This window comes from Cellvibrio fontiphilus, from assembly GCF_042646205.1.
In the GTDB taxonomy this organism is placed as follows: domain Bacteria; phylum Pseudomonadota; class Gammaproteobacteria; order Pseudomonadales; family Cellvibrionaceae; genus Cellvibrio; species Cellvibrio fontiphilus_A.
On record NZ_JBHRTF010000001.1, the window covers coordinates 284,347 to 297,251 of the forward strand.

Annotated in this window: 10 protein-coding genes; 7 read left to right on the plus strand and 3 right to left on the minus strand. The window is 51.2% G+C overall.

What is annotated here, in order from left to right; genetic code table 11:
- Positions 1-64: 64 nt before the first annotated feature.
- The gene (gene cobT, locus ACFODX_RS01255) at positions 65-1,099 is read right to left on the minus strand and encodes a nicotinate-nucleotide--dimethylbenzimidazole phosphoribosyltransferase (RefSeq protein ID WP_378115254.1); all 1,035 of its coding nucleotides are present in this window, start codon (positions 1,097-1,099) and stop codon (positions 65-67) included.
- A gap of 135 nt (positions 1,100-1,234) precedes the next feature.
- On the opposite strand from cobT, the gene ACFODX_RS01260 reads away from it, so the two are divergent.
- The 4 genes from ACFODX_RS01260 to ACFODX_RS01275 all read left to right on the plus strand — a co-directional run bounded on the left by ACFODX_RS01260 (position 1,235) and on the right by ACFODX_RS01275 (position 6,726).
- Positions 1,235-2,425: an amino acid aminotransferase gene (locus ACFODX_RS01260; RefSeq protein ID WP_378115256.1), complete on the plus strand. Its 1,191-nt coding sequence runs from the start codon at positions 1,235-1,237 to the stop codon at positions 2,423-2,425.
- A gap of 58 nt (positions 2,426-2,483) precedes the next feature.
- Positions 2,484-4,013 (plus strand): sensor histidine kinase, encoded by a 1,530-nt coding sequence (locus tag ACFODX_RS01265; RefSeq protein WP_378115258.1) that lies wholly within the window; start codon positions 2,484-2,486, stop codon positions 4,011-4,013.
- Positions 4,010-4,726 (plus strand): response regulator, encoded by a 717-nt coding sequence (locus tag ACFODX_RS01270; protein WP_378115260.1) that lies wholly within the window; start codon positions 4,010-4,012, stop codon positions 4,724-4,726. The genes ACFODX_RS01265 and ACFODX_RS01270 overlap by 4 nt, the downstream gene beginning before the upstream one ends.
- 80 nt (positions 4,727-4,806) lie before the next feature.
- Positions 4,807-6,726 carry a potassium transporter Kup gene (locus ACFODX_RS01275; RefSeq protein WP_378115262.1) on the plus strand — a complete coding sequence of 640 codons (1,920 nt, stop codon included), beginning with the start codon at positions 4,807-4,809 and terminating at the stop codon, positions 6,724-6,726.
- A gap of 75 nt (positions 6,727-6,801) precedes the next feature.
- Here ACFODX_RS01275 and ACFODX_RS01280 read toward each other — a convergent pair whose 3' ends face one another.
- On the minus strand, positions 6,802-7,446 hold the full coding sequence (locus ACFODX_RS01280) for a mechanosensitive ion channel domain-containing protein (RefSeq protein ID WP_378115264.1): 645 nt from the start codon (positions 7,444-7,446) through the stop codon (positions 6,802-6,804).
- 84 nt (positions 7,447-7,530) lie between these two features.
- Between ACFODX_RS01280 and ACFODX_RS01285 the strand changes: the two genes are divergently transcribed.
- Both ACFODX_RS01285 and katG read left to right on the plus strand, forming a co-directional pair.
- Positions 7,531-8,253, plus strand: coding sequence for a glycerophosphodiester phosphodiesterase (locus ACFODX_RS01285; protein WP_378115267.1), 723 nt, complete (start codon positions 7,531-7,533; stop codon positions 8,251-8,253).
- 381 nt (positions 8,254-8,634) lie between these two features.
- Complete coding sequence (gene katG / locus ACFODX_RS01290) at positions 8,635-10,821, plus strand: catalase/peroxidase HPI (protein WP_378115269.1); 2,187 nt, start codon at positions 8,635-8,637, stop codon at positions 10,819-10,821.
- A 99-nt stretch (positions 10,822-10,920) separates the two neighbouring features.
- On the opposite strand, the gene rnk is transcribed toward katG, so the two are convergent.
- The gene (gene rnk / locus ACFODX_RS01295; RefSeq protein ID WP_378115271.1) at positions 10,921-11,307 is read right to left on the minus strand and encodes a nucleoside diphosphate kinase regulator; all 387 of its coding nucleotides are present in this window, start codon (positions 11,305-11,307) and stop codon (positions 10,921-10,923) included.
- A 477-nt stretch (positions 11,308-11,784) separates the two neighbouring features.
- Here rnk and ACFODX_RS01300 point away from each other — a divergent pair, with 477 nt between their 5' ends.
- On the plus strand, positions 11,785-12,867 hold the full coding sequence (locus tag ACFODX_RS01300; protein ID WP_378115273.1) for an SGNH/GDSL hydrolase family protein: 1,083 nt from the start codon (positions 11,785-11,787) through the stop codon (positions 12,865-12,867).
- The last annotated feature ends 38 nt before the right edge of the window (positions 12,868-12,905 follow it).

Genomic DNA, 12,905 nt, shown 5'->3' on the forward strand with positions numbered 1-12,905 from the left:
GCAGGGCAATCTGCTCATCCTCTGGGAAGATTGAATTGTTATTTGAGCTGCTGGGTGCAAAAAATTAAACCTTCACGCCCGCGCTTTCAAAGGTTGCCATCTGGTTGTAAAAACTCACCGCAGCGTGAATCAGTGGTAAGGCAAGCGCGGCGCCTGTGCCTTCGCCTAAACGTAAACCCAAATCCAGCAGGGGATTAGCGTTTAATAATCGCAACAATAATTGATGCCCCGCCTCTTCGGATTGGTGCGCAAAAATCATGTAGTCGCGTGCATTAGGGTTAAAGTGGGTGGCGAGCAAGGCAGCGGCGCTCACGATAAAACCATCCACCAGAATTAATTTTTTGGCTTGCGCAGTGGCGAGCATGGCGCCGCAAATTTGTGCAATTTCAAAGCCGCCCAATTCGGCGAGCAGGGTTAAGGGCGATTTATCCTGAAGGCGCGCAACACCCTGGCTAACCAGCGCGATTTTTTTGGCGAGCTGTGCATCGCTTATGCCCGTGCCCTTGCCCACACACTGGGCCACTTCGGCACCGCTTAGGGCCGCTAAAATTGCGGACGCTGAACTGCTGTTGCCTATGCCCATTTCACCAAAGGCCAATAGATTGGAGCCGGCAGCAATTTCGTGTTGCGCCAGTTGTTGGCCTAGTAACAAAGCTTGTTCAGCCTGTGCCAGCGTCATGGCGGGTTCATGGGCAAAATTGCGCGTGCCGGCCGCAATACGTTGCACAATTAATGCGGAAGGTGCGGGTTTTATTTCGTATTTAATACCGGCATCTATGACTTTAAGCGGCAAGTGATTGCTGCGGCAAAAACAATTAATCGCCGCGCCGCCGGTTAAAAAATTCAGCACCATCTGTTGGGTGACACTGCTGGGCGCAATGCTCACGCCTTCATCGGCTATACCGTGATCGCCAGCAAATACCAACATCAATGGCCGTTCAATACTCAAACGCGGCTGCTGTTGCACCAGCGCAATTTGCAGCGCCAGCGCTTCCAGCTGGCCCAGGGCGCCAAGGGGTTTGGTTTTTTGGTCGATGCGGTGTTGAATGGCGTCGCTGCCAGAGTGGTCGAGGGGGGCGATTTGCCAAGCCAATGCCATGATGCTGTCTCTTTAATACGGGGCGAGCAACTTACCACAAACCAGCGGGGATTTTACTGGCGCGGGCGGTGTGCGGGCGTATAATCGCGCCCCGAAATTCCGTCTATCTGTGACCCTGCGAATCCGGAGCCTGCCATGTTTGAAGTCCTGCCTTTACTACCCAATGACCCGATTTTGGGGTTGAGCATCGCCTATGCCAAAGACACCAACCCCAATAAGGTAGATTTGGGTGTAGGTGTATACAAAAACGATGCAGGCCAAACGCCGATTATGCGCGCCGTGGCCGAGGCAGAAAAATTGCGTATCGCGCGGGACACCACCAAAGCCTATACCCCACCTGCGGGTGTGCCGGGCGCGAATGAAGTCTCTACCCGTTTGGTATTTGGCAGTGGCCACCCAGCGGTAGAGGCAGGACGTGTGCGCACTGTGCAGGCGCCCGGCGGCTGTGGCGCACTGCGTGTTGCGGCAGAGTTAATCCAGCGCGCCAAACCCGGCGCTAACCTCTGGGTAAGTACGCCAACCTGGGCCAACCATGTACCCCTGCTGGGCAGTGCCGGCCTCAAGCTGCGCGAATATCCCTATTACGATTACGCCAACCACAGCATTAATTTCAGCGCGATGCTGGACACCCTCAAACAAATTCCGCGCGGCGATTTGGTCTTGCTGCACGCCTGTTGCCACAACCCTAGCGGCGCCGATTTAACCCGCGCCCAGTGGGATCAAGTGGCCGAGGTGTTGGTTGAGCGCGGCATTATTCCGTTTGTGGATATGGCCTACCAAGGCTTCGGTGAAGGCCTTGAAGAAGACGCCTACGGCCTGCGCATGCTCGCCACCCGTGTACCGGAAATGATTGTGGCTACTTCTTTCTCCAAAAATTTTGGTTTGTACCGCGAGCGTGCGGCGGCGCTGAGCTTGGTGTTTGCCAACCCGCAACAAGCCGATGCCGGTTTTAGCCAAATTCTGAACGTGGCGCGCGCCATTTACTCCATGCCGCCAGCGCACGGCGCGACCATCGTGGATATTATTTTGCACAGCGACGAACTCACCCAGCTCTGGCACAGCGAACTCACGCAAATGCGCGAGCGTATCGCCGGTTTGCGTGTGCACTTGGTGCAATCACTTAACGCGCTACAACAAAGCCGTGACTTCAGTTTTATCGCCCAGGAGCGCGGCATGTTTTCATTTTTGGGTTTGAATGTTGAGCAGGTACATAAACTCAAAAACGATTACAGCATTTACATGACCGATAACAGCCGCATCAGCGTGGCCGGTTTAACCACCGAAAAAATGGATTATGTGGCCAAGGCGGTCGTGGCGGTTTTGTAACTATTTACCGCAGTAATCCTTACGTGTTCCTAATGGCGATGCTGCTAAGCTCTCGCCTATGAATGCATTTGTCTCTTCACAACAAGTTCTGCGATACATCATCGGCCTGGCAATTTGGTTGCTGGGCTGGTGCCTGCTGTTGTTTTTCGATACCCATTTTGATCCTGTTAATCTCAGTCTGATTCTGGTGCTGACCTCGGCACTGGCTGCGCTTTGGCTGCCGCTGAGCGTGACTCTGCTCGCGAGCGTGGCGGCGCTGTTTGCGTTCAATTGGACCTTCGTCCCACCGCGCGGCACCTTTGCAATTGATTTGCACCAGCACACGGTATTACTGGTAGCCATGATGCTGGTGAACATTATCATTGCGGGTTTGATGGTGTTTTTGCGTGAACAGTCGCGCCGTGCCCGGGCTTACGCCCAAGCGGCGGAAGAGTTGCGTGTTTGGGGTGACAAGCTGCGCGATGCCAGCGAACCGGAGCTGCTGTTGAACGATTTGCAGTTAGCCTTGAAACACTTGTCCAGCAACCAGCCGGTAGTGCTGGCTGCGCTTGAAGGGCAGCTTCCATCCACTAATAACCCTGCTTTTTTGCGCTGTATCGGCAGTGTTAATCCTGAACAGGAAGAAGCGCTCTGGCATTGTTTGCGTAGCGGTCAGGCGTTGGGGCCTGGTACTGGCCGCTATCAGGAATTAGACGCGATTTATCTACCATTGCGCGGCCGCGGTATAACCTCGGGTGCGGCGATGATTGCCGGTATCACCAGCGCCGAAGAGTTTCCCGAACTTATTCAAGCTCAGGCGTTGTGCGATCAAATGGGGGCTGCTCTGGAGCGCCAGTACATCCAGCAACAGGAACGGCAGGCGCGCGATCAAGCCCAGGCGCAAACCTTGCGTAGCACCTTACTTGCCGCTATCTCCCACGATTACCGCACCCCGCTCGCGACGATTATGGGGGCCGCTTCTTCTCTTGATCAGCAGGGCGAGCGATTGTCTGATGGCCAGCGTCAGCAACTGGCACGCAGCATAGTGGACGAGGCAGATCGCCTGCGCCGCCTGACCAGCAATATTCTGCAGCTGGCGCGCCTCGATGCTATTGCTGGCAAAATTCAGGGGGACTGGGAGTCGGCGGAAGAAATTGTCGGCAGCGTTATGCGCCGGATGCGCAGCCATGATCCCCAGCAGCGGTTGTGTGTAACGCTTGAGCCGGATTTACCGTTGTTGTGGGGAGATTCCCTGTTGCTGTCGCAACTACTGGAAAACCTGATCGATAACGCATTCAAATACAGCCCGCCCGAATCGCCAATTACTGTGTCGGTTCATCTCGACAAGTCCTATCTGGTATTAGCCGTGCGCGATCAGGGAACTGGCATTGCAGCGGCGGATTACGAGCAGATATTTGACGTTTTTCAGCGCGGCGATCAACACAAGCCCGGTGGTGCAGGTGGTGCGGGAATCGGCCTGGCGCTGTGCCGTGCTATTGCCCGCGCCCATGGTGGTGAACTGGAATTTCATACCACTTCAGCTGGCGTTAGTTTTGAATGTCATTTGCCGCTGCGCACCCAGCCTGACAACCCGGAAACTGAACTATGAGTGTGCGTTTGTTATTGGTTGAAGACGACCGCGAATTGCGCGCTACTCTGCGCGAGGCATTGCTAGTTGAGGGTTATCAGGTGCTTACGGCAGCCAGTTTGGCTGAGGCGATTGCGATGTACGGCCAAACCCAAATGGATGAAGCCAGTGCACCGGCGTTTGATGTGATACTGCTGGACTTAGGCCTGCCCGATGGTGACGGCAGCGCGTTGTTGCTAAAGCTCCGGCGCAGGAATTCCACACCTGTGATTATCATTTCCGCTCGCGAAGCCGAGGGGCAGAAAATCCGTTTGCTCGATCAAGGCGCGGACGATTATCTGGTCAAACCTTTCAGCATCGGCGAGTTATTGGCGCGTATACGTGTAGCACTGCGCCACCGTGGTAATCCGCTGCGCGCGGCAATCACTCGTTATGAACAGGGTGATCTTATCATCGACCTCGCCAGTCATCGTGTCAGCCGTAAAAATGATGTTGTTCATCTCACTCCCACGGAATTTAATTTACTGGCGCGGCTGGTGCGCAGCGCGGGGCAGGTGGTTACCCATCGCCAATTATTGGTGGATGTGTGGGGGCAGGAGTATCTGGAACATACGCATTATTTGCGCCTGTATATGGGACAACTGCGCGCCAAGTTGGAAGATAACCCGGCTGAACCACAGTTGCTGCTAACCGAGCCGGGGGTGGGTTATCGCCTACTGGATACCGAAAGCTGATCTGGTTTTACTAATACTTATGCGATCCTGATGCGTACTTGGGAACACTGGCAATGTCTTCATTGCATAGGTTTTTCCCCATGACTGTTTCCTCTTCATTGCCCCTTGAACCCGGTTCTTCGTCTCCCTCAACGCCCGCGCGCCAGAGTATGGCTGCACTCACCTTGGCCGCCATCGGTGTTGTCTACGGCGATATAGGCACCAGCCCGCTGTACACTGTAAAAGAAATTTTTGCTCCGGCAACTGGCGTACCTTTGGATGCGGGTCATATTATCGGCGCCGTATCCACTATTTTTTGGGCATTGATGCTGGTGGTCACGTTGAAATACGTGATTCTTATTTTGCGTGCCGATAATCGCGGTGAAGGTGGTTCACTGGCGCTGACAGCGCTTGCTGCCAATACTGTCAGTTCAAATCTGCAGTTGCGTCGCTTGATCCTGATGCTCGGTTTATTTGGGGCTACCTTGTTTTATGGCGACAGTATCATCACGCCAGCGATTTCGGTATTAGGGGCCATGGAGGGGCTGGAGGTAGCGACCCCGGCGTTAAAGCCATTGGTTGTCCCGATTACCCTGGCGATTTTGATCAGTTTATTTCTGGTACAGCGCTTTGGTACTGGCGCTATGGGTAAAGTGTTTGGCCCCATAGTGACCCTCTGGTTTTTGATGCTGGCGGTATCTGGCATTGCCCACATCATTGTCCAACCGGCGATTCTCGCTGCGCTTAATCCATTGGAGGCCTGGCAGTTTTTAGCGGGGCGCAGCTGGTATGTGTTTGCCGCGATTGGCGCCATAGTATTGGCACTGACCGGGGCGGAGGCGCTCTATGCCGACATGGGTCACTTTGGTCGCAAACCCATCCAAATTGCCTGGACCTATTTAGTACTGCCATCGCTTGCACTGAATTACATGGGGCAGGGGGCACTCTTGTTAGCCGATCCAACCGCTATCGCCAATCCGTTTTACAAACTCTTCCCGCAGACCCTGATTTGGCCGGCATTAATCATCGCTACACTCGCGGCGATTATCGCTTCTCAAGCTGTTATTTCCGGTGCTTATTCGATGACGCGTCAGGCAATCCAATTGGGTTTTTTACCGCGCATGACGGTCATGCACACTTCCGCGCGTGAAGCGGGGCAAATCTATATGCCTGCGGTAAATTGGATGTTATTGGCGGGGGTAATTGCGGTGGTGCTGTTCTTTGGCAGCTCTTCCGGCTTGGCAGGCGCTTACGGTATTGCGGTGACTGTCACCATGGCCACCACTACTTGCCTGACGTTTTTTGTAGTGCGCGGCCGCTGGAAATTACCATTACCTCTTGCAATAGGAGCGACTCTGTTTTTCCTGGTCGTGGATATTTTTTTGGTAGCGGGCTGTGCACTTAAATTTTTCGATGGTGGTTGGTTCTCGCTGTTGGTCGCTGCCCTATTATTTTTGATCATGAGCACCTGGCAGCGTGGCCGGACAATTGTTATGCAATCTATTCATCGCGATGGTTTGGAATTAAAGTCATTTCTTCCTTCATTGCATCAAAACGACATTCAGTGTGCAGCGCGAGTAGCCGTTTATATGGTGGCGGATGCATCTACCGTTCCGCAGGCATTGCTACACAATCTGAAGCACAATCAAGTATTGCATGAGCGTAATTTAATCTTGACCGTGCAGTTTAAAGATGTCCCTTGGGTAGGCGAGGATGAACGTATTCAACTTGAAGAGTTGGGTAACAGTTTCTGGCGTGTGACCGTCAACTTTGGTTTTATGGACGCACCTGATGTGCCGCGCGCGTTGAAACTTTGTGAGCGCTTCGGATTAACCATCCCACAATTCCAGACCAGTTATTTTTTAAGCCGCGAGTCGATTGTCTCCACACCCGGTGGTGGTATGGCGCCTTGGCGTGAACGATTATTTGCGGCTATGTCGCGCAACGCTGGCGGTGTAGTGGAATTTTTCCGTTTACCTGATAACGCAGTGATTGAATTGGGGACGCGGGTACAAATTTAATCGCTAGATGACAGTAAAAAGGCGATACCCGTTGCTGGGTATCGCCTTTTTTATTTACAGTTTTTATCGCGGAAATTAATACTGTTGTTTCATTTTTTCTGGTTGGCTGGCGGTGAGTTCCAGTTCGCCTTGGCGCAGGTGATGTTTTTCTGCAGTGTGATTTTCTGCAAGCGGTTTGTCGATGCGCAATACAGCTTTTTGCAAAATTAAGGTGTTGGGATAGGTGATGATATTGCCATCGTCACGCTTGAGGATGACGTGGAACATTGTGATTTCAATAATCACACCGCTCATGTCGTCGTCTTTGTCCAAAATTTTAATACTGTCGTTTACTTTGTAAGGAAAGCTGAAAAAAATAATCATGCTCGCCGTGACATTGCTCAATATTGACCACTGGGCAAACAGCGCAATACCCACTACCGCAAAAATAGAAGAGAGGAATACCGAAATCTCGCTGTACCCCAAACCCAGCACCAAACACATTACAACAATACACAAAAACACCATGCCGATATTCATCAGGCGGGTCATGTAAAGCACACGTAAATCGCCCAGTGCGCGGCGCACACTGACATCGTGAATAATGCGATCCAATAATTTGGAGGCGAGTGAAAAAACGATAATACAACTGAGGATGATAATAATTTTGGAGAAGATACCGTGACTGGTTATCTGTTGTAAAAAATCCATAGTTTCCCGAAATGTTGGTAGATTATCCACACTGGCACCTGCATTGCTGATTCAATTAACGACTGCCATACTCGTTCGCACATTATACCCACCGAATAGCTGAACGAGTGCTTTATGAAACCTTTGTTGTGTATTGCCCATCGCGGCGGCCCCGCAGCGGGGCCAACCCCCTTACCGGAAAACAGCCTGGCGGCGATAAAACGCGCATTGGACTTGGGCGTATATGCGGTGGAGATTGATGTTTTTCAAATCCACGGCGAATTATTTGTGACCCATGATCGCCGTTTGGGGCGGGTGGTTTCCGGGCAGGGAGTGATTACTGCCCAGTCGCTGGATTATTTGCAAGCACAGCGTTTGGAAAATGGCGAAGCGCTGCCGCGCTTACAGCAAGTGTTGGAATTGGTGGGCGATAGGGCGCTGCTGAATATCGAAATCAAAGGCGAGAATTGTGTCGCTGTACTTGCACGTCAGTTGGATGATTACCTCCATTCGTCCGGTGGAAGTTACGAGCAGTATGCGGTTTCCAGTTTTGATCACCAGCAATTATTTCAAGCCTTGCAGCAGATGCCGCAGGTTAAACGAGGGGTGTTAATCGAAGGTATTCCACTGGATTACGCCGCCTGTTGTGAACCGCTTAAAGCCTATTCCTTTAATACCCATTTAAGTTTTCTTACCCCGGAATTAATTCAGGATGCACAGCGGCGCGGCTTGAAAAACTGGGTGTATACCGTAAACCACGAGGATGATTGGCAGTTAATGCAGCAGCTGGGGGTGGATGCGGTATTTACCGATAAACCCGATGCGCTTATCGCCTTTAATCAGAAAATACCGGCATAAATAGCCCAATCTGCTCACCGACGCTACCGACTTGAAGGGCGAAGCTGTTATTCGCCCTTATCTATTCCCCTTTATCGCATAAAAACATTTTTGAATATTTAGTATTGCTCTGTTTTTGCGCCGGTTTTTGCGCTGAAGCAAGAGTATTCCGCACATTCTCTTCTAGACTTTCCTTCACCTGCGCTGTTACACGGCCGCGCTTGGCCAGACGTTGGTGAATAAAATTTGTTATTGGTTAAGGCTATTGATTGGTTATTAAATATAAATTTATCAAATTGAGAGAATTGGCCTAAGGTTAGTCTGTATCTAGTGAGTCAGCTGAAAGCGAGTCAACTTACTGCAAGCCAATTTACTCAATCAATATCTCAACAGGAGAAGGTTATGGACAATAACAACACTTCAGCAGGTCAATGCCCATTTGCACATGGTGCAAATACTGAATCAAGCAAGTCAGTGATGAATTGGTGGCCCAAGGCTCTCAATCTCGACATCCTTCATCAACACGACCGCAAAACCAACCCGCTCGGTGAAAACTTCAACTACGCCGAAGAATTCAAAAAACTCGATCTGCAAGCCGTTAAAAACGACCTCAAAGCCCTGATGACCGATAGCCAGGACTGGTGGCCAGCCGACTGGGGCCACTACGGCGGTTTGTTTATTCGTATGGCCTGGCACTCAGCCGGTAGTTACCGCATTGCCGATGGTCGCGGTGGCGCCGGCACCGGTAACCTGCGTTTCGCCCCTTTAAATAGCTGGCCGGATAACGGCAACCTGGATAAAGCCCGCCGCTTGTTGTGGCCAATCAAAAGAAAGTACGGCAACAAGTTGTCCTGGGCGGATTTGATGATCCTCGCTGGCAATATGGCCTATGAATCCATGGGCTTGAAAGTCTTCGGTTTTGGTGGCGGCCGCGAAGATATTTGGCACCCAGAGAAAGATGTTTACTGGGGTTCTGAAAAAGAATGGCTGGCCAAAAGTGGCGGCGAAGGTAGCCGCTACTCAGGTGAGCGCGATTTGGAAAACCCACTGGCTGCAGTGATGATGGGTTTGATCTACGTAAACCCCGAAGGTGTGGACGGTAACCCCGACCCGCAAAAAACCGCCAACGACATACGTGTGACCTTTGCACGCATGGCCATGAATGATGAAGAAACCGTTGCGCTTACGGCTGGTGGCCACACCGTAGGTAAAGCCCACGGCAATGGCAGTGCGGCCAACCTTGGCCCCGAGCCAGAGGCGGCCGGTATTGAAGAGCAGGGCTTGGGCTGGGTGAATCACAAAACCCGTGGCGTTGGCCGCGATACAGTTACCAGCGGTATTGAAGGTGCGTGGACCACCAACCCGACCCAATGGGATAACGGCTATTTTGAAATGCTGCTTAACCACGAGTGGGAATTGACCAAAAGCCCGGCCGGTGCCTGGCAGTGGAAACCCGTCGATATCAAAGAAGAAGACATGCCCGTGGATGTGGAAGACCCCAGCATTCGCTGCATGCCCTTGATGACCGATGCGGATATGGCGATGAAGGTTGACCCTGAGTACCGCAAAATTTCCGAGCGTTTCTACAAAGATCCAGCCTACTTCTCTGAAGTCTTTGCGCGCGCCTGGTTCAAATTGACTCACCGCGATTTAGGCCCCAAAGCGCGTTACTTGGGTGCGGATGTACCGGCGGAAGATTTGATCTGGCAAGACCCGGTTCCCACTGTTGACTACACCTTAAGTGATGCTGAAGTCGCCGACCTGAAAGCCAAAATTCTAGCCAGCGGTTTAAGTGTTGCTGAACTGGTTGCCACTGCTTGGGACAGTGCACGTACCTTCCGCGGTTCGGACTTCCGTGGCGGCGCTAACGGTGCACGTATTCGTCTCGCCCCGCAAAAAGATTGGGAGGGCAACGAGCCGGCGCGTTTGCAAAAAGTGCTGGGTGTGTTGACCAATATCCAGGCGGGTTTGAGCAAAAAAGTCAGCATTGCCGATTTGATTGTGTTGGCAGGTACAGCAGCGGTTGAAAAGGCCGCAAAAGATGCGGGTGTCAATATCACCGTACCTTTTGCTGCCGGTCGCGGTGATGCCACTGATGCACAGACCGATGCAGAATCCTTCGCGGTGCTGGAGCCAGTGCACGACGGTTTCCGCAACTGGGTGAAAAAAGATTATGTGGTACAGCCAGAGGAAATGCTGCTCGACCGCGCGCAGCTAATGGGTTTAACCGCACCGGAAATGACGGTGTTGATTGGCGGTATGCGTGTGCTGGGCACCAATCACGGTGGCAGCAAACACGGTGTGTTTACCGATAAAGTCGGTGTATTAAGCAACGACTTCTTTGTTAACCTCACCGACATGAACTACCAATGGAAACCTACCGGTAAAAACTCTTACAACATTGTTGAGCGCAAAACCGGCACTGTGAAATGGACGGCAACCCGTGTTGACCTGGTGTTTGGTTCCAACTCGATTTTACGTTCTTACGCCGAAGTCTATGCACAAGACGACAACCGCGAAAAGTTCGTAAAAGACTTTGTAAACGCTTGGGTAAAAGTGATGAATGCAGATCGTTTTGATCTGAAATAATTGCGCGCTAACGCCCTTGCAAAACAAAAAGGCCGATGTGAACAGCATCGGCCTTTTTGCTTTTTTATTTGTTTGTTTTTTGATTGCCTGTGAGTTGCGTTACTGCGCTTGTTCCACCGCAATCACTTTTAACCGGCGCACCTTGCCCAGCGGCACTGGCCATTCAATCGCACCGCCTATTTTCAAACCAATAAGCGCGCTGCCCACTGGCGATAACACCGATATTTTCATCTGGCTTACATCCGCATCCTGTGGGTAAACCAGTTGAATGGTTTTTTCTTCGTTGGAGTCCAAATCGCAAAAAGTCACTTTGCTATTCATCGCCACCACATTGCTGGGGAGCTTGTGAGTTTCCACAATTTTGGCCCTGCTTATCTCTTGGTCCAGAGCATCTGCGGCATCCGAATCACTTTGTTCAATCAATTGCATTAATTGTGCGTAGTCAATTTTGGTAATAACCAATGCACTGCTTTTTTTGTTGCTCATAAAAATATCCAAAATAACTGACGGCAGCCAGTGTGACTGTCCGGTGTTTAATTAAAAAAAACAGAAGTAAAACTAATCAGGAGTAAAACAACAAAGAGGGTTTGCGGCGATTAAGTTGGCAATAACTTAATCGCCAGATACCACAAAGACGCGAGCGGAAGCGGCTTCCGGCGCGGTAAGAACAAGCGAAATGGAGGTGAGTATTGAATAATTCATGGGCAAACCATAACAAGGCCGCTTGGTTTTGTCTACTCGCTTGCCGATGATCCGGGGGGCGTGCGGGCAAGAATTTACCCTTCTTTGTAATATGCGCGCCGGGGTTGCGTGGCAATTTAACCCCTCTGGATTTAGTATGGCTGCCCATAACTAGAAGCAAACACTGGCTGATCAACCAAGGCCAGATGCAGGACAGCGGAAATCATCAACCATAAGTTTTATAAACCCTTTGCCACCAACAGATTCCTGACGAGAACTACAATGAAATTAATCCCTCTTTTTTTACTGGGAGTGCTCGGCCTTACCAGTATTGCCTCGGCTGAGCCGGTACAAAACATCGGTGCCGATAACCCACAATATCTTTATACCGGGCGCATCGACTTTAGCGATAAAAAAGCCCCGCAGCTCTCCTGGCCTGGCTCCAGTATTAAAGCGAATTTCACCGGCACATCGCTCGCCATTGTTCTGGATGACCAGTTGGGGAAAAATTTTTTTAATGTGATTGTGGATGGCGAAACCCAGCACCCCTACGTGCTTGAAGCCAAACAAGGTGAACACACCTATGTCATTAGCACGGCGTTAAAACCGGGCAACCACAGCCTGGAAATTTATAAACGCACCGAAGGCGAGGAGGGCGCTACCCATTTTAAAGGCTTGGTATTGGATAAAGATGCCAGCCTTCTAAAACCGCCGGCGCGCCCTAGACGCCGCATGGAAATTTACGGGGATTCCATTACCAGCGGTATGGGCAATGAAGGCGCCGATAATGGTGCCGATCATTTGCTCAGTGAAAAAAATAATTATTGGGCCTATGGTGCCATTACCGCACGCAACTTGAATGCGGAATTACACACCATTTCACAAAGTGGTATTGGCATTATGATCAGCTGGTTTCCGTTTATCATGCCGCAGTTTTATGACCAGCTAAATGCCGTGGGGAATAACGATAGCCAATGGGATTTCTCCCGCTGGACGCCCGATCTAGTCGTCATTAATTTGTTCCAGAACGATAGTTGGTTGACGGATCGCGATAGAAAATTGCAGCCGCACCCAACGGATGAGCAAAAAATTCAGGCCTATATTGATTTTGTGCGCAGCATCCGCGCCAAATACCCGAATGCACACATTATTTGTGCGCTGGGCAGTATGGATGCCACTGCAAACCCAACCTGGCCCGGTTATGTAAAAGCGGCGGTGGCGCGCATGCAGCAGGAAAATAATGATAAAAAACTGGATACTATTTTCTTTCCCTTTACCGGCTATGGGCAGCATCCGCGTATTGCACAGCACAAAGCAAATGCTGAGTTGTTAACGGCGTTTATTGAAAAGAAAATGCAGTGGTAATGTGATTCTTTCTTAAAAAGAATCCCGCATCACCCGGT

Excerpts from the sequence above, each read along its gene's own strand:
- cobT (WP_378115254.1), bottom strand. The coding sequence starts at position 1,099 with ATGGCATTGGCTTGGCAAATCGCCCCCCTCGACCACTCTGGCAGCGAC.
- ACFODX_RS01260 (WP_378115256.1), top strand. The coding sequence starts at position 1,235 with ATGTTTGAAGTCCTGCCTTTACTACCCAATGACCCGATTTTGGGGTTG.
- ACFODX_RS01265 (WP_378115258.1), top strand. The coding sequence starts at position 2,484 with ATGAATGCATTTGTCTCTTCACAACAAGTTCTGCGATACATCATCGGC.
- ACFODX_RS01270 (WP_378115260.1), top strand. The coding sequence starts at position 4,010 with ATGAGTGTGCGTTTGTTATTGGTTGAAGACGACCGCGAATTGCGCGCT.
- ACFODX_RS01275 (WP_378115262.1), top strand. The coding sequence starts at position 4,807 with ATGACTGTTTCCTCTTCATTGCCCCTTGAACCCGGTTCTTCGTCTCCC.
- ACFODX_RS01285 (WP_378115267.1), top strand. The coding sequence starts at position 7,531 with ATGAAACCTTTGTTGTGTATTGCCCATCGCGGCGGCCCCGCAGCGGGG.
- katG (WP_378115269.1), top strand. The coding sequence starts at position 8,635 with ATGGACAATAACAACACTTCAGCAGGTCAATGCCCATTTGCACATGGT.
- rnk (WP_378115271.1), bottom strand. The coding sequence starts at position 11,307 with ATGAGCAACAAAAAAAGCAGTGCATTGGTTATTACCAAAATTGACTAC.
- ACFODX_RS01300 (WP_378115273.1), top strand. The coding sequence starts at position 11,785 with ATGAAATTAATCCCTCTTTTTTTACTGGGAGTGCTCGGCCTTACCAGT.